We start from the raw sequence: 16,378 nt of genomic DNA, 5'->3' as shown, positions 1-16,378 counted from the left end.
CGTGACCTGTGCGACCGTGCGCTCGCAATAGCAGCTACACCCCTCACGCTTCACAGGCATCGTCTACCTCGGCCCGAGCGCGCTGTAGATTGGCGTTCGCGTCATCAATTGCATCGGCGAGTGGCGAGTTCTCGATGGCTACGAGGCGTTGCACATGCTCGGCGGCGATCTCGACGAGCGGACCCGGCGAGTTATGAACGGCTCTGCCGACGACGCGAGCCGCATCGAAGATCGCTTGGGCTTCCGCATCCCGGTAGTGCTCGGGGACCGTGGAACGTGCACGCATCGCCGCCCAGATCTCGCGCGCGCTGGTCTCTGCAGAATCTGCGATCGCGGATGCCTCATACGGCTGTCCCTCAAGGATGTGTTGGCTCAACTCCCGCTCTGTGATCGCAGCTACTTGCCAGAGCACATCGCCGACGAACGCGCCCGCTGTTGTGTACGCGCTAATGGACTGCGTCCATTCCTCAAGAAATCGGTCATGTTGGGCATCGAAACGATCGGAGTCAAAGCCCCGCTGACGTAGTTGCTGTCGCCAACGCGTATAGCTCTCGACATCCTCGATTGCCCGCTGGTGCGCCTCGTAATCCGCTACGTCTGAGAACGCGGACACATGACGAATCGCCAGTTCAGCCTCTTGCTCATCGCGCTCCCTGTCGATTCGCTCCGAAGCGATGACTCTCGCTTCCATGAGCTCCGATGCGGCCTCGGTAGAGACGCTCATGGCAAGAGAGACCAGCGACCCCGCGTACTCCCCGTCAGGGTCGCGCGGATCGGCCACCGCCCTTGCGCGGTCCCTCGCATCCGCTACGGCGGCCGCAACGTTGCCCCTGAACTCTTCCGCCGCGGCCTCGCTGTCCCGATGGGCTAGTGCGACCTGCTCATCCATCTCGCCGTTGAGTGCAGCGACATCAACGGAAGCCCGGCGTTCGGCTTCGCGCGCCGTAGCACACGCGTCAATGGATACCGAAGTAGATGGCGTGTCTCGTGTGGAGGTATCGGGAGCGGCCAATCTCTCGCCGGTTGCGGGCTCTTCGCCCGTGAGAGTCAACCACAGCGCGACGCTTAGCAGGCTGACGGCAACCAATCCGACGGTCCAGACAGCCTCGGTATGTGATCCCGCCCACTCCCTGACTGCAACCAGCGCACGACGTGAACGCATGTGTCTGTTCCGACAAACCCCGGACTGGAGCGGTTAGGTCAGTCGCGGCGGGCGGAGATGAAGACCGGGATCTCGCGGTCTGTCTTGGCCTGATACTCCGCGTAGGGCGGGAAAGCGTCCACGCACCGTTCCCACCACGCCGCGCGCTCGGCTCCGCTGACGAGGCGCACCGTGGTCTCGAACGGCTCAGGCCCGTCCTGGATCAACACCGTCGAATCGGCCATCAGGTTGTGGTACCAGCCCGGATGCGCCGGGGCGCCGCCCTTGGAGCCGACGATCGCGTACTCGCCCTCGTGCTCCACGCGCATCAGCGGCACCTTGCGCACGAGGCCGGTGCGGTGCCCGACGGTGGTCATGACGATGATCGGCAGCCCGGTATCGCGCAGCGTGTTGGCCTCGCTGCCGTTCGACGCCTCGTAAGCATCGGCCTGCTCCTTCACCCAGCCCCAGGTGCTGGGCCCGTATTCGCCATCGAACTTCTCGCTGTGTGCCATGCCGAGCAATCTAGGAGGCTGAGCCTCTCGGCAGCACGCCGAAATGCGTTCGCCTGACAGGTGCGCAGCACGCCTACGATCCACAGCGTGCAGATCATGTCCGCTCTGTTCATCGAGCACTTCGACATGCGCCAGGCCGCGGGCGGCGCGGCCCGCATCGATCTGGGCGGCGTTCACTTCTCGACGGCGGCCCCGGGACCGTTCCCGGTGACGATCACGCCGCACATGCTCGTGCTCGTGCGCTGTCCCGCCTCGCACACCGGATTGGCGGCGCTGGAAGTGAGATTCATGCGCGGCGATGAGCAGGTGGCGCGCAATGTGCAGCCGCTCAGCGTCGAGCCCGGGAAGTTCGGCTACAACCTCGTCCAAGCCGAGCTGACCTTCGATGAACCGTCGACGATCGAGGCCCACTGCCGCGTCGACCAGGGCGACGTGCTGATCGTTCCCCTCACCATGAACCCGCCCGCCGACGAGCCTGCGCCGCCGGCTGCAGAGCCGGCCACGGGCGGCTGGACCGGCACGCCCGCGCAGCAGGACGGCTAGGCGGGCCAGGCACGCATGCCGTTCACCGTCGGACTGTCCCAGCACGCCGATCCCGGCATCGCTACCGGCGAGATCGTGGGACGGGTGCTCGAGACGCTGGGAGTCCAACCCGATGTCGCCGTGCTGTTCACCTCGGGCGAGCACATGGGCAACACCGACGAGATCGCAGCGGCAGTGCTCGAGCTGCTCAACCCCGGTGCATTCATCGGCACCACGGCGGTCTCGGTGGCTGCGGGCGAGCGTGAGATCGAGGAAGAAACCGCCGCGGTGCTGTGGGTGGGAAGCCTGGGCGGCGGCAACGCGCCGCGGGCGCGCGCTGTCCGGCTGGGCGGGGTGCCCGATCCGGCTGCCGACGACGAGGCGCTCGCGGCCGCGCTCGACGAAGTACACGCCGCCGGCGATCTCTCGATGATCGTGCTGGCCGATCCGTACTCCTACCCCGTCGATGCCGCCCTCGGGCACTGGGCCGAGCGCTGGCCCGACGTGAGCGTGTTGGGCGGGCTGTCGTCTGGGGCACCCATGCCGGGCGGCAACCGCATCGTCGTGGACGGCGGCGTGCACCGCGACGGCGCTGCGGCCCTGATCGTGGGTGGCAGCGCCACCGTGACACACCTGGTCTCGCAGGGATGCCGACCCATCGGCCAGCCCTACATCATCACCGAGGCCGAGGGCAACGTGGTGAAGTCGCTCGGGGGCATGCCGCCGTTTGAGCGGCTGCAGCAGGTGTTCTCCAAGCTCGACCCCGCTGACCAGCGCCTGGTGCAGCGGGGGCTGCATGTCGGCCGGGTGACCGACGAGCGCAAGATCGACTTCGAGCGCGGCGATTTCCTGATCCGCGGCGTGCTCGGCGCAGACCGTGACAGCGGCGCCATTGCCATCGGCGACGAGGCGCCGATCGGCGCGACCGTGCAGTTTCATGTGCGCGACGCCGAAACCGCCGACGAAGACCTGCGCGCCGCGCTCGCGCACTCGCTGCAGACCGAGGGCGCCCTGCTGTTCACGTGCAACGGCCGGGGCACCCACCTGTTCGACGCTCCCCATCACGACGCGTCGGCGCTCGTGGACCAGACGTCGGCCGAGGTGGCCGGCATGTTCTGCGCTGGCGAAATCGGCCCGGTCGGAGCGCGCTCGTACGTGCACGGTTTCACCGCCTCGATGGCGCTGTTCTCTGACGCCGATGGGCAATGATGAGCCGAGCGACATGAACACCACTCTCGAAGCCCGGCAGATCAACACCATCCGGGCGCTGGCGATGGACGCCGTGATGCGGGCCAACAGCGGCCACACCGGCACGGCGATGGCACTGGCGCCCCTAGCGCATGTGCTGTTCACCCGCATCCTGCGCTACGACGCCGCAGCGCCAGATTGGCTCGACCGCGACCGGTTCATCCTGTCGGCCGGCCACGCCTCGATGCTCGTCTACGCCATGGCGCACCTAGTGGGCTACGGCGTCACGCTCGACGACATCCGAGACTTCCGCCAGCTCGGATCGATCACGCCCGGCCACCCCGAATACGGCCTCACGCCAGGAGTGGAGGTCACCACCGGCCCATTGGGGCAGGGCTTTGCCAACGCCGTCGGCATGGCGATGGCCGAGCGCGGCCTGCGCTCCCGCCTGGGTGCGGACTTGGTGGACCATCGCACGTTCGTGATCGTCAGCGACGGCGATCTGATGGAGGGCATCAGCCACGAGGCGGCGTCGCTCGCCGGCCACCAGCAGCTCGGCCGCCTGGTTGCCGTGTACGACGACAACCACATCACGATCGACGGCAGCACCGACCTGGCGCTCAGCGACGACGCCGCTCGTCGCTTCGAGGCGTACGGCTGGCACGTTGCCGACCTCGGCGAGGCCGCCGAAGACACCGACGCTCTCGAGCGCGCGATCCGCGAGGCCACGCTGGTCAGCGATCGTCCCTCGATGATCATCGTCCGCAGCCACATCGGCTACCCGATGCCCTCGGCGGCCGACACGTCGGCAGCGCATGGCGCGATCACCGACGCCGAGGAGATCGCTGCAGCCAAGCGGGCCATGGGCATGGACCCCGAAGCGACGTTCGTAGTCGACGACGACGTGGTGCAGGCCTACAGGTCAGCCGGCGCACATGGCGCAACCGAGCGCGTCGAATGGGAGGCTCGGCTCGCGGCCAGCGGCCACGATCGCGGCTGGCTCGAAGCGCTCTGGTCGGCCGGCGCAGTGAACGGCGAACTGTCCGATCTTCCGACCTTCGAGGCCGGTACCCAGATGGCCACCCGGGTCGCCGCCAATCGCGTGCTCGACGCATCGCTCGACACCGTGCCCGCCCTCATCAGCGGCGGCGCCGACCTCACCGGCAACACCGGCACCAACGTGACCGCCGAGGTGCTGTCGGCCGCCAATCCGAGCGGGCGCAAGCTCTACTTCGGTGTCCGCGAGCACGCCATGGGCGCGGTCGCCAACGGCATGGCGTTGCACGGCGGCGTGCTGCCGGTGGTCGGCACGTTCCTGGTCTTCAGCGACTACATGCGGCCCGCTGTACGGCTGGCGGCCCTGAGCGGTGCCAAGACCGTTTTCGTTTGGACGCATGACTCGATCGGCGTGGGCGAGGACGGGCCCACGCACCAGCCGGTTGAGCACGTCGCATCGCTGCGCGCTATCCCGGGCCTGTGCGTGATCAGGCCGGCCGACGCCAACGAAACGTCTCAGGCGTGGCAGATCGCAGTCGAGCGAGACGGCCCTACCGCGCTGGTGCTGACACGCCAGAACGTCCCAGTGCTCGACGGCACCGACCGCCCATCGCAGGTCGCCTCGGGCGCCTACGTGCTGATCGACACACCAGCGCCAGCGGTGATCCTGGCGGGCACCGGCAGCGAGGTGCAGTGCTGCACAGCTGCGGCCGCGCTGCTCGCCGCGGACGGCATCGCCAGCTCGGTGGTGTCGATGCCGAGCTGGGATCTCTTCGAGTCCCAAGACGCTGAGTATCGAGCCGCGGTATTCCCCCCGGGGGTGCCCGTGCTGGGCGTCGAGGCGGGCTCGGCGATGGGCTGGGACCGCTACGCAGATGCCACCGTCACGATGAACCGGTTCGGCGCGAGCGCGCCGGGTGACCACCTCATGGACCATTTCGGTTTCACCGCACCGGCCATCGCCGACGCAGCCCGCGCACTGCTGTAGGCCCGTGCTCACGGCACCACCGCCACGCGATGGCCGGCAAGCTGACACTGCATCGCCGACGCAGCCCGCGCGCTGCTGTAGAACCTGAGCAGGGACGCGCACAGGAAGGCTTCCATGACCGACGGTGGCAACGGCAGCACTACGAACGGGCGCTTACAAGGGCTGTATTCCCAGTGCGGGCAGAGCCCGTGGCTCGACAATCTTCGCCGGGGCTGGATCACCGGTGGCGAGCTGGACGCCTGGGTCGAACAAGGCATCCGCGGCCTCACGTCGAACCCGTCAATCTTCCAGAAGGCCATCGAATCGTCGCCCGACTACGACGAGCAGTTCGGCGACCTCGTGTGCGGCGGCACTTCGGTTGACGACGCCTACTGGCAACTGGTCACCAGCGACATCCGGGGCGCCCTGGGGGCGCTCGAAGGGGTCCACGAGACGTCGGGCGGCGCCGACGGGTTCGTGTCGGTCGAGGTGGACCCATCGCTTGCGCACGACGAGACGGCCACCACCAAGGCTGCCCGAGAGCTGCACGAGACCATCGCACGACCGAACCTGATGGTGAAGATCCCCGGCACCCTCGAGGGTCTCGGCGCCATTCGCCAGATGATCGCCGAGGGCCGCAGTATCAACGTGACGCTCATCTTCTCGGTAGCTCGCTACGAGCAGGTGGCCGAGGCCTACCTGAGCGGGCTCGAGGATCGAGTCGCCTCCGGCGTCGCGGACCTGTCGGGTGTGGCCAGCGTGGCCTCGTTCTTCGTGAGCCGCACCGACACCGAGGTCGATCGCCGGCTCGACGCTGTGGGCACTCCCAGCGCGCTGGGCCTGCGGGGGCGCACCGCCGTGGCGCAGGCCCAAGCCGCCTACGGTCGCTTCGGCGAGATCTTCAGCGGGCCCCGCTGGGAGCGGCTCGCTGCGCTCGGGGCCCAGGTGCAGCGTCCGCTGTGGGCATCGACCAGCACGAAGAACCCGGCCTATCCCGACACGCTGTATGTCGACGAGCTCATCGGCCCGCACACCGTCAACACCATGCCTGACGACACCCTGGCGGCCTTCTGCGATCACGGCAAGCTGCGTCGCACCGTCGATGCCGACCAGTCCGCGGCCAGCTACGTGCTCGATGCCGTTCAGGAGCACGGCATCGACCTCGACGGCGTCGCCGACACGCTCGAGGCGCAAGGCGTCGCCGCTTTCACGAAGAGCTTCGACGAGCTGCTGGTATCGCTGCAGACGAAGGCTGATTCGCTCGCCTGAGATTTCGCTGGGCGGGTCGGTTGCAAACCGAAACTGACTGCCGTAGTGTGCGCGGCCGTGAAGACCGCCACAACGGGCCAGCCGAGCTGTTCCATCCAGGCAACCCTCGACATCGTGGGCGACCGCTGGACGCTGCTCATCCTGCGTGATCTGTTCCGCGGGGTGCGCCGCTTCAGCGCCATGCAGCACGACCTCGGCATCGCTCGCAACATGCTGGCCGACCGGCTCGGCCGTCTCGTCGACGCAGGCGTTGTCGCCAAGGAGCCCTACCAGCACCGACCGGTCCGGTACGACTACGTCCTGACTGCCAAGGGCCTCGACCTGTCGAACAGCCTGCTCGCGCTGATGGCCTGGGGCGACCGCTGGTGCCACGACGGCGATGCGCCCACCGTGCTGGTGCACGCCGACTGCGGGACACCGCTGGAGATCGCTACCCGGTGCCCCGCCTGCGACGAGCCGGTCAGCCCCACTCGCATCCGCAGCCGGTCCAGCCGCAGCGACACGTCGCTTCGCGACCAAGCGCCCAGGGAGGGACTGAGCGGCCACGAGGTCGCCGCTGCCGCCACCGCCACAGCCTTTCAACAGCAGCCCACGAACGGAGGGGCCCTGTGACCATCATCGAACCGTCGCACAGCGTGGACGATCCGGCAGCCAACGGCGCTTCATCCAATGGCGCTGCCGTAGCCCCGCAGCCCTCGGCGGCGTCGCTGGCACTCGCAGCGCTGCCGCTCACTGAGCTTGCCGAGCGGGCAGCAGCCGTGCGCGACCAGGCATTCGGCACACGGGTGACCTACAGCCCGAAGGTGTTTATCCCGCTCACCATGCTGTGCCGCGACAAGTGCGGCTACTGCACGTTCGCTCAGCCCCCGGCGCGACTCGACACGCCGTACCTGACGCCCGAGCAGGTGCTGGAGATCGCCGCCAGCGGCGCCCGGGCGGGCTGCCACGAGGCGCTGTTCACCCTCGGCGAGCGCCCCGAGCTGCGCTACCCCGCAGCGGCGGACTGGCTTGCCGAGCACGGCTGGGACTCTACCGTCCACTACCTGGTCGAGATGTGCCGCCTCGTGCGCGACGAGACCGGGCTGCTCCCCCATGCCAACCTAGGTGCCATGACCGCGAACGAGCTGGCGGTGCTGCGCGAGGTGTCGCCCAGCCAGGGGATGATGCTGGAGTCGCTGAACCCCCACCTCGACTGCCACCGGGGATCGCCCGACAAGGAGCCGGCTCGGCGGCTTGCCACGCTCGAAGCCGCCGGCGAGGGGGCCATTCCGTACACCACCGGGATCCTCGTGGGCATCGGCGAGTCGCTCGCCGACCGGCTGGCGGCGCTGGAGGCCATCGCGGCGAGCCACGCCCGCTGGGGCCACATCCAGGAAGTGATCGTGCAGAACTTCCTGCCCAAGGCGGGCACATCGATGCACAACATGCCCGCCTGCCCGCCCGACGAGTACGCGCAGGCCATCGCGCTGGCACGGCTGATCCTGCCCGCCGACATCCACCTGCAGGCCCCGCCCAATCTCTCCGACGACTTCGGCGGGCTGCTCGACGTCGGCATCGACGACTGGGGCGGCGTCTCACCGATCACCGCCGACCACGTCAATCCCGAGCGCCCGTGGCCGGCGCTCGATCGCCTGCGGGAGGTCACCGAAGCACGCGAATTCACGCTCGCTCCCCGGCTCACCATCTACCCAGAGTTCGCGCTGCGGCCCGAGCGCTGGCTGGCCGAGACGAACCGGTTCCCGGTGATGGACCGCTCCGACGCCGAAGGCCTCGGCCGTGACGACCCCGGCGGCCAGATGCCCGAACGCACCATGGAGAACCTCAACGCCGGCTCCGGCGCAGACGTGCTGGTGGCCGACGAGAACTCCACCCAGTGGTACTCAGGCGGCGCCGGTCACCTGCCCACGAACATCATGGGCGGCCCCTCGCATGCCCGCGGGGCTGTGCGCGAGGTGCTCGACGGGGTGATGGCCGGTCAGCAAGTCGGGCACGAAGAGATTGTCACCCTGTTCTCCGCGCGCGGACCCGAGGTGGTCGCGATCGGCGAGGTGGCCGACGAGCTGCGTCGCGAAGCAGTGGGCGACATCGTGACCTGGGTGCACAACCGCAACATCAACTACACGAACGTCTGCACGTTCAAGTGCAAGTTCTGCGGCTTCTCCAAGGGACCCCTGTCGTTGAACCTGCGGGGCACGCCGTACATGCTGACGCTGGCCGACATCCAGGAACGGGTGATCGAGGCCGCCGAGCTGGGCGCCACCGAGGTGACCCTGCAGGGCGGCATCCACCCCAGCTTCGACGGCGACTACTACATCGACGTCTGCCGGGCAATCCACGATGTGGTGCCCGACATGCACCTGCACGGGTTCACGGCCCTTGAGGTCATCGAGGGGGCCAAGCGGCTCGGCGAGTCGCTCGTCGACTACCTCATGCGGCTCAAGGAGGCGGGGCTGAAGTCGCTGCCGGGCACTGCTGCAGAGATCCTCGACGATTCGGTGCGGGCAGTGCTGTGCCCCGACAAGATCAACACCGCTGAGTGGCTCGAATGCCATGAGGCGGCGCACGCGGTGGGCCTGCACTCGAACATCACGATCATGTTCGGATCGATCGAGCATCCGGAGAGCTGGGCGAACCACATCGTGGCCACCCGCGAGCTGCAGAAGCGCACGGGCGGGTTCACCGAGTGGGTGCCCCTGCCGTTCGTGCACATGGCCAGCCCGATCTACCTGCGCAAGGGCGCCCGTCGGGGTCCGACCTTCCGGGAGACCCTGCTGATGCACGCCGTGCCGCGCATTGCCTACCGGGGGCTCATCGACAACATCCAGGTGTCGTGGGTGAAGATCGGCCCACCCGGGGCCCAGCAGATCTTGCGGGCGGGTGCCAACGACATGGGCGGAACGCTCATGGATGAGAACATCTCGCGTGCTGCGGGAGCGCAGCATGGCCAGGGGCTGACCGAGCAGGACTTCCGGGATATCGCGGAGCCCCTCGGGCGCCGCACTCGCCAGCGTCTCACCGGCTACCAGAACGCCGACGGTGCCCCCGAGGTGCGCAGCCGCATCTTGCGGCCCACCGACAACGCCACCGACCGCAAGCTCATCCCGCTCGAATCGCTCGGCAGTCGCGTCTAGCGACTGCGCATCGGACACAGCAGTCGCGTCTAAGCAGCGAGTCGGGTGGGGCGTACGCTGCGCCTGAGATGAAGTCTTCTGTCTCGCGCTCTGTCGCAACGGGTGTTCTGCTCGTCGGCGTTGCGCTCATCGTGTGGACTGCCGTCGACGAACCCGACGATGGCCTAGGCGTCACTGAGGCTGCCAACGCGCCGACCACGACGCCGCAGGCGGAACCGATCGAGGCATCGCCGACGACGGCTGCAGTTGAGGCCACGACGCTAGAGACGGCAACCACGACGACTGCTACACCGGTGCCGACGACAACGACGGAGGCACCCGAGCCGATTCCGGTGCTTGGCACCGCGTTCACACTCAGCAAGCTCGACGGCTGGCTGAACACCGGGGCCACGTCTCTCGAGGAGATCCGGGCAGACAACGAGATCACGGTGGTGCAGTTCTGGACGTTCGGCTGCCGGAACTGCAAGAAGACGCTCGACGCTTTGGCCCAGCTACACGCTGACTTCCGGGATCGAGGCGTGGAGGTCGTGGGCGTCCACTCCCCCGAGTTCGGCTACGAGGCCAACGTCGACAACATCATCGAGGCCGCTGCCGAACTCGGCGTGGTCTGGCCGATCGCTCTCGACACCACCAAGTACAACTTCCACGTCTGGCAGGAAGGCCCGACGGGCTACTGGCCCCGCGTCTACATCATCGACAGCGACAACCAGATCCGCTTCGACCGCCGCGGCGACGGCGCGCACACCTACCGCGAGCTCTACGCCACCGTCGAGCGACTTCTCGCCCAAGAGAGCGCTTAGGCAGCCCGGGCCGGCGGCCGTGAGCACCATCTTCGACACCCTCACCGAGGGAATCAGCGTCATCACGTGGGCCTGCACACTCACGGCGCTGGTGCCGGGGCTGGCACTGGTGCTGGTGGCTCGCAGGGCGCGGCTGACGGCGGCGCTGTACTACATCGCAGGTGCTGCGTTCCTGGCGTGGGCACAGGCAGCCGGGCACTGGTGGGTCTCGGCGCGAGGTGCGGCCGTGGTGATCGCCAGCATCGTCGCCGCCGGCACCTACGTGGCGGCGTGGCGGGCGTCTGGCCATTCGTCGCCGCTCGCCACCGGCGCAGGCCTCGTGGGCGGCGCGTTGGCGGGCTGGCTGTGGCGGCCCTGCGTCGGCGAACTCCTCGGCGACATCCTCAATGATGCCTCCACCGCCGGCCCACGCACGCTCGGGCTCATGTTCGTCTACATGGTCGGCGTTCTGCTGCCGCTGCTGCTCATTGCTGTCGCTCCCTACGCCCTACCCGCCGTCGGCAGGCTGCTGGATCGGCTGCCGTTCGCTATTGCCGGCGCCACGGTCGGCGCGGCCTACGCCGTGGCCTTGGCCATCGGCCAGTACGACGATCTCATCGGCGAGCTCTACCGCATCTCGAGCGGCTATTGAACGGTCTGCCCGGGTAAGGACCGCTCGTCGGCTTCTAGTCGTCGAACGGCTCTGACGCTCCCATCGACTCCCGCAGGATCGAGGCTGCCTTGTGCGTGGCCCGCCGCGCACGGGTCACGCTGCGCTCCAGCCGGGCGCGCTGGTCGCTGGTGTCGGCATCGGCGAGAGCGCCCTGCAGCAGCTCGATGCTGAGCTCGGCGAGCCGCTCGGCCGTGTCGTCGAGACGGTCTGCCAGCTCGGCGATCTCGTCATTCATGCCTGCGTGCCGCCGTCCAGGTGCTCGGCCACGATCTCGAGCGGGTGACGGACATCAAGGCCTGCGGACTGCAGGTGCAACGTGCATCCGGGGTTTGCGCTGGCCACGACGCCTGCACGGGTGCGTTCGATGGCGGCCACCTTGCGCTCCCGCACTGCTCCGGCGATCTCCGGATGTTGCTGGGAGTACGCCCCACCAGCGCCGCAGCACAGCCCGTCATCGTCCAGCTCGACGATGTCGAAGAACCGGCTGAGCACCGCTCGCACCGGCAGGTGCGCCTGTTGCACATGACGCAGGTGGCACGGGTCTTGAACCGCGATCCGCAGGCGTTGCGCTCCACTGCCGACGCCTGGACTGCTGGCCTCGGCGCCGCTGGCATCCGGCGAGGTCGCCGCGCCAGCGGGCAGGTCGTCGATCCGCGCTGCCAGCCATTCGTGCACATCCTGCACGCGTCCAGCGAACTGGTGGGCCTCTTCGGTGCCCAGCAGGTGGCCGTATTCCTTCATCGTGGCGCCGCAGCCCGCCGAGTCGATCAGGATCGGGGCCTCGCCGGGCAACGCCGCCATCACCTTGCGCGCGAGCCGCCGGGTGTCGGAGGCCAGTCCCGCGTGGAGGTGCAGCGAGCCGCAGCAGGCAGCTCCGGCCGGTGGCAGCGCAACGCCGGCACCGGTGGCCTCAATCACAGCCTGCACCGCCCGGTGGGTGTCACGCATCCACGCGTCCATGACGCATCCGGTGAACAGCCAGACATCGTCGCCGCTGGGTCGCAGCGGTCGCTGCCGCAGCGGGATTCGCGGCACGGCACCGACCGCGGCCCCCAGCGCATGAAACGGCCGCATCCGACCGATCAGCCGTGCGGCACGTAGCACGCCAAGCCGTTGAGCGAGCGCCAGCAGGCGCGACCCGAAGCCGAGCAGTCGGGGCATGCCCACCGCGCGGTAGGCGAGCCGTCGCAGGCGAGGCTGGTAGCGGGTCTGGGTTGTCAACGCCTCGCGGGTGGCTTCCATCATGTGGCCGTAGTGGACGCCCGCCGGACAGGCTGTCTCGCAGCCGCGGCACTGGATGCAGGCGTCCATGAACTCCACGAAGGCGGCATCGGCCTCGCCGCGCTCGGCAACGTCGCGCATCAGCGCGATGCGACCGCGCGGCGATGCCGACTCCTCGCCGGTCACCCGGTACGTCGGGCAGTGCGGCAGGCACATGCCGCATGCCACACACGAGGCGAGCGTGTCGCTGTCGATGTCGAGCTTTAGCGGGAAGGTACCCACTGTGCCCGACTGTTCGCCCACCGGGCTCACTGTGCCCGATCGTTCGCCCACGGGGCTCACTGTGCCCGATCGTTCGCCCACGGGGCTCACCAGGCCCTCCGGCCGGGGTTGAGGCGATTGTCAGGATCCAGCCGCAGCTTGAGCTGAGACATCAGCGCGGCATTCGCCGACGAGACCAGAGCAGCCTGCACTGGTTCGTCACGATGCACCAGACCGACACCGACTTCTGCAATCCACCCGCCAGGTGTGCCGGCCAGCTCGTGCAGTCCCGACGGCGTGCGCGATTCGCGGCCGGGTCCAGGGATCACCGGCGGGCCGTCGCAAGGACCGAATCCCGCTGACGTCAGCTTGCTCGCCTCCGAAGCCACGTCGGCTGGGTCGCCCTCCAGCAGGATCCAGGTGTGCGAACCGTTCCACAGGATGCTGCTCGGCCGGTACAGCACTTGGAATGCCGCGAACGGGTCGCCGTCGCCCTCCAGCCATTGCGCGGCGGGAGGCACCGGCAAGGTCCGCAGTATCACCTCTGCCAGCAGTCCGAGCGTTCCCAGCGAGCCCACCAGCAGGCGGCCCAAGTCGTATCCGGAGACGTTTTTCACCGTGGGACCGCCCGCGGTGACGACCTTGCCGGCGGCGTCGACATGGCGTGTCTGCAGTACGAGATCGCGCACGTGCCCGTAACGGAGCCTCCGGTGCCCGCTGAAGCCGCACGCCAGCACCCCGCCCACGGTCGCCGCGTCATCGGCAGGGTCGAGCGGCACCATTTGGCCGGTTCGAGCAAGATGCGTCGCCAGTTCAGCCACCGTCGTGCCGGCACCGCAGCGAACCGTCATCTCCGACGGTTCGTGTTCCCACACACCCGCAGGTGCTCGGACCTTACGCGTCCCCGCAAGCGGGGCGCCGCCGGCGTCCCAATGAGTTTGGGCGCCCACCACCGTGACCGGATCGCTGATGCCGACTTCGCCGGCAAACGCAGTCACCTCCGCTGCAATGTTCGCAGCCAGGCTGGCCCCGGCATCGGCCGATCCGCTGGTCGCTGCTGCCGGCGGCGAGCCGGCGCTGCTGGGCTGCGAACTCACACCCAGGCACCTTCGGGCACGTGCTGGTGAAACGAATCGCTGCAACGCGAGCCCGTCGGGATGATCTTGAGCGGGTTGGCGAGGCCGTCGGGATCGAACGTCTCACGCACCCGGTCCTGGGTGTACATGTCGTGGGCGCTGAACATCATCCCCATGTAGTCCCGCTTCTCCAGGCCGATCCCATGCTCGCCGGTGAGCACGCCGCCGGCTTCGATGGACGCAGCAACGATGTCACGGCCCGCTGCCTTCACGCGCTCGTCCACGCCGGGCTCGCGCCGGTCAAACGCCAGGATCGGATGCAGGTTCCCGTCGCCAGCGTGGAAAACGTTGACGGCGATCAAACCGTAGGCATCAGCGATCCGGTACACCTTCTCGAGCACTTCGGTGAGCTTCGAGCGGGGCACGACCGTGTCGTGGAGATAGTAGTCGGGCTTGATCCGCGCCACTGCTCCGAAGGCGTTCTTGCGACCCTTCCACAGCAGCGCCCGCTCGGCGTCGTCTGCCGCGACTCGCACGTGGCCGACGTGGTGTTTCAGCGCCACCTCTCGCACGATCTCCACGCCCGCCTCGACCCCGCCCGGCAAGCCGTCCAACTCCACCAGCAGCACCGCAGCGGCCCCGGTCGGGTAGCCGGCGTGGGCAAATGCCTCCACGATCTCGATGGCGCGCTGGTCCATCATCTCCAGCGCCGAGGGCACCAGCCCAGCCGCGATGATGGCGCTGACTGCCGCGGAGCCCTCGCTGACATCGTCGAAGTCCAGCAGCAGGGTCCGCACCGCTGGCGCATTCGGCGTCAGCCGCACCGCGGCCTTGGTGGCAATGCCCATGGTGCCTTCAGACCCGACGAAGAGCCCGCGCAGGTCGAATCCCGGCGGCTCAGCGTCCACCCCGCCGAAGACGGTCGTCTCGCCGGACGGCAGCACCACTTCGAGCGCCGAGATGTGCGCTGTTGTCACGCCGTACGCCAGGCAGTGCGGCCCGCCGGAGTTGTTTGCGATGTTCCCGCCGATCGAGCAGACCTGCTGGCTGGAGGGATCCGGTGCGAAGTGGAAGCCGTGCGGGGCCAGCGCGCGGGACAGGTCGAGGTTCAGCACTCCCGGTTCGACCCAGGCAATCCGGTTGGCGGTGTCGATCTCGACGATGCGGTCCATCTTCGAGGTAGCCACCACGACCGGGCGACCGACGGGCACCGCTCCCCCGGTCAAGCCCGTTCCCGAGCCACGAGCCAAAAACGGCCGGCTGTGGTGCCGGCAGACGCGCACGATCTCGGCAACTTCGGCGGCAGACTCCGGCAGGCACACGATCGCCGGCGGGCTGCCCTCGATCGAGCCATCCCGGCTGTACAAGCCTCGTTCGAAGTCGTTGTCGCGGGCCCGGTCGCCGAGCACCCCACGCAGGTCAGCAAGCAGGGCCCCATCGGCCGCGTTGTCCTCGGAAGTCACGCCCCGACCGTACCGTAGGCTCGGGGCGGATGGCTTCTGATATCGGTGTGGGTTCCGATGGCTGGAGCCTGGGCGACGACACCCGGGAGTGGCTGTCGCTGGAAGATCCGCTCGAACATCGCACCTGGCTGTTCGATGTGACGTTTCTCGCCAGCGACTGGACGTGCATCTACGGCGCCGGCTGCCCCGGCATCGACATCGAACCGGCACCCGAGCTGGCGCTGGGCTGCTGCAGCCACGGCGCCTATCTCAACGGCCACGACGACCTTGCGCACGTCCGGGAGATGATCGCCGAACTCGACGCGGAGATCTGGCAGCACCGCCGCGATCCCGCAGAGGCGCTCTGGCAGGACAGTGAAGGTTGGTGGCGCACCCAAGTGGTCGACGGGGCGTGCGTGTTCGCAAACCGAGCCAATTACCCCGCAGGCGCCGGCTGCGCGTTCCACCTGCTGGCTGAGCGCGCCGGCCGGCGGCCGATGGACACCAAGCCCGAGATCTGCTGGCAGGCGCCGCTGCGCCGCGAGGACCACGAGACCGTCACCGGCCACGTCTACACGATGGTGCGGGAATGGGAACTGCGCGACTGGGGCGGCCCCGATACCGATGTCGCCTGGTGGTGCACGTCCGCCGAGATCGCCCACATCGGCACCCAGCCCGTGTTCAGGGCCCTCCGCGACGAGCTGACAGCGATCTGCGGACCGACGATCTACGCCGAGCTGCGTACCCAACTCGACCAGCGCGTCGCCTCAGCCCAGCTACTCCCCCACCCTGCAGTCCGCCGCCCCGGCGGCTAGTCAGGCGCTCTCGCGCTGGGGGGCCTCTTCGTCAGCGTCGGCATCGAAGTCGGCGTATTTGGCTTCGAGATCCGAATAGTCGTCGTACTTGTCGGCAAGATGGCCGTACTGGTCGTCGGGAGCCGATTCCTCGTCGACCATGTCACGATCTCCGGGCTCCACCCCGAAACGGTCGGAGTTGTCGAAGTCGTAGTCCTCGATGGTGAAACGCTCCGCCGTGGCCCGCTGGAACTTGCGAGCCTCTTCATAGCGGCGATGTCGACCCTTCTTCACCGGCTGGCTCCTCGTGCTCGACTGCGAGGCTTCGTTTGCCTGCGTCCGGATGTGCCCCTATCCGCGGCGGATAGGGCATCTGTGTTCTACGAAGTGCCCTGCCACCCTA

General features: G+C 68.3%; 16 protein-coding genes. 9 read left to right on the top strand and 7 right to left on the bottom strand.

Going from position 1 to position 16,378, the window contains the following annotated elements; translation table 11 throughout:
• Positions 1-43 precede the first annotated feature (43 nt).
• Positions 44-781, bottom strand: a complete 738-nt coding sequence (locus ACOGI8_RS07670; protein ID WP_419856278.1) for a hypothetical protein — start codon at positions 779-781, stop codon at positions 44-46.
• Between the two features lie 419 nt (positions 782-1,200).
• Positions 1,201-1,656 carry a nitroreductase family deazaflavin-dependent oxidoreductase gene (locus ACOGI8_RS07665; protein WP_419856277.1) on the bottom strand — a complete coding sequence of 152 codons (456 nt, stop codon included), beginning with the start codon at positions 1,654-1,656 and terminating at the stop codon, positions 1,201-1,203.
• 96 nt (positions 1,657-1,752) lie between these two features.
• On the opposite strand from ACOGI8_RS07665, the gene ACOGI8_RS07660 reads away from it, so the two are divergent.
• The 8 genes from ACOGI8_RS07660 (at position 1,753) to ACOGI8_RS07625 (ending at position 11,160) form a co-directional block, all read left to right on the top strand.
• Positions 1,753-2,199, top strand: coding sequence for a hypothetical protein (locus tag ACOGI8_RS07660; protein ID WP_419856276.1), 447 nt, complete (start codon positions 1,753-1,755; stop codon positions 2,197-2,199).
• 15 nt (positions 2,200-2,214) lie between these two features.
• Complete coding sequence (locus ACOGI8_RS07655; RefSeq protein WP_419856275.1) at positions 2,215-3,387, top strand: FIST signal transduction protein; 1,173 nt, start codon at positions 2,215-2,217, stop codon at positions 3,385-3,387.
• Positions 3,388-3,400: 13 nt separating this feature from the next.
• Positions 3,401-5,350: a transketolase gene (gene tkt, locus ACOGI8_RS07650; RefSeq protein ID WP_419856274.1), complete on the top strand. Its 1,950-nt coding sequence runs from the start codon at positions 3,401-3,403 to the stop codon at positions 5,348-5,350.
• 114 nt (positions 5,351-5,464) lie between these two features.
• Complete coding sequence (tal, locus tag ACOGI8_RS07645) at positions 5,465-6,598, top strand: transaldolase (RefSeq protein WP_419856273.1); 1,134 nt, start codon at positions 5,465-5,467, stop codon at positions 6,596-6,598.
• Between the two features lie 57 nt (positions 6,599-6,655).
• Positions 6,656-7,210, top strand: coding sequence for a winged helix-turn-helix transcriptional regulator (locus ACOGI8_RS07640; protein WP_419856272.1), 555 nt, complete (start codon positions 6,656-6,658; stop codon positions 7,208-7,210).
• Positions 7,207-9,729, top strand: a complete 2,523-nt coding sequence (gene cofH, locus ACOGI8_RS07635; RefSeq protein ID WP_419856271.1) for a 5-amino-6-(D-ribitylamino)uracil--L-tyrosine 4-hydroxyphenyl transferase CofH — start codon at positions 7,207-7,209, stop codon at positions 9,727-9,729. The genes ACOGI8_RS07640 and cofH overlap by 4 nt, the downstream gene beginning before the upstream one ends.
• 68 nt (positions 9,730-9,797) lie before the next feature.
• Positions 9,798-10,529: a redoxin domain-containing protein gene (locus tag ACOGI8_RS07630; protein WP_419856270.1), complete on the top strand. Its 732-nt coding sequence runs from the start codon at positions 9,798-9,800 to the stop codon at positions 10,527-10,529.
• A 19-nt stretch (positions 10,530-10,548) separates the two neighbouring features.
• Positions 10,549-11,160 carry a hypothetical protein gene (locus ACOGI8_RS07625; protein ID WP_419856269.1) on the top strand — a complete coding sequence of 204 codons (612 nt, stop codon included), beginning with the start codon at positions 10,549-10,551 and terminating at the stop codon, positions 11,158-11,160.
• 34 nt (positions 11,161-11,194) lie between these two features.
• Here ACOGI8_RS07625 and ACOGI8_RS07620 read toward each other — a convergent pair whose 3' ends face one another.
• The 4 genes from ACOGI8_RS07620 to ACOGI8_RS07605 are packed head-to-tail and all read right to left on the bottom strand — an operon-like array spanning position 11,195 to position 15,202.
• On the bottom strand, positions 11,195-11,416 hold the full coding sequence (locus ACOGI8_RS07620; protein WP_419856268.1) for a hypothetical protein: 222 nt from the start codon (positions 11,414-11,416) through the stop codon (positions 11,195-11,197).
• Positions 11,413-12,735, bottom strand: coding sequence for a (Fe-S)-binding protein (locus tag ACOGI8_RS07615; protein WP_419856267.1), 1,323 nt, complete (start codon positions 12,733-12,735; stop codon positions 11,413-11,415). The genes ACOGI8_RS07620 and ACOGI8_RS07615 overlap by 4 nt, the downstream gene beginning before the upstream one ends.
• A gap of 35 nt (positions 12,736-12,770) precedes the next feature.
• The gene (locus ACOGI8_RS07610) at positions 12,771-13,760 is read right to left on the bottom strand and encodes an FAD-binding oxidoreductase (RefSeq protein ID WP_419856266.1); all 990 of its coding nucleotides are present in this window, start codon (positions 13,758-13,760) and stop codon (positions 12,771-12,773) included.
• On the bottom strand, positions 13,757-15,202 hold the full coding sequence (locus ACOGI8_RS07605; protein ID WP_419856265.1) for an FAD-binding oxidoreductase: 1,446 nt from the start codon (positions 15,200-15,202) through the stop codon (positions 13,757-13,759). The genes ACOGI8_RS07610 and ACOGI8_RS07605 overlap by 4 nt, the downstream gene beginning before the upstream one ends.
• Positions 15,203-15,231: 29 nt before the next feature.
• On the opposite strand from ACOGI8_RS07605, the gene ACOGI8_RS07600 reads away from it, so the two are divergent.
• Positions 15,232-15,996 (top strand): hypothetical protein, encoded by a 765-nt coding sequence (locus ACOGI8_RS07600; protein ID WP_419856264.1) that lies wholly within the window; start codon positions 15,232-15,234, stop codon positions 15,994-15,996.
• Here the strand turns inward: ACOGI8_RS07600 and ACOGI8_RS07595 are convergent, their stop codons facing one another.
• The gene (locus ACOGI8_RS07595) at positions 15,997-16,269 is read right to left on the bottom strand and encodes a hypothetical protein (protein ID WP_419856263.1); all 273 of its coding nucleotides are present in this window, start codon (positions 16,267-16,269) and stop codon (positions 15,997-15,999) included.
• Positions 16,270-16,378: the final 109 nt, after the last annotated feature.

This window comes from Candidatus Poriferisodalis sp., from assembly GCF_965204195.1.
Classification (GTDB): domain Bacteria; phylum Actinomycetota; class Acidimicrobiia; order Acidimicrobiales; family Poriferisodalaceae; genus Poriferisodalis.
This window is presented reverse-complemented; position numbering and strand designations above follow the sequence as displayed.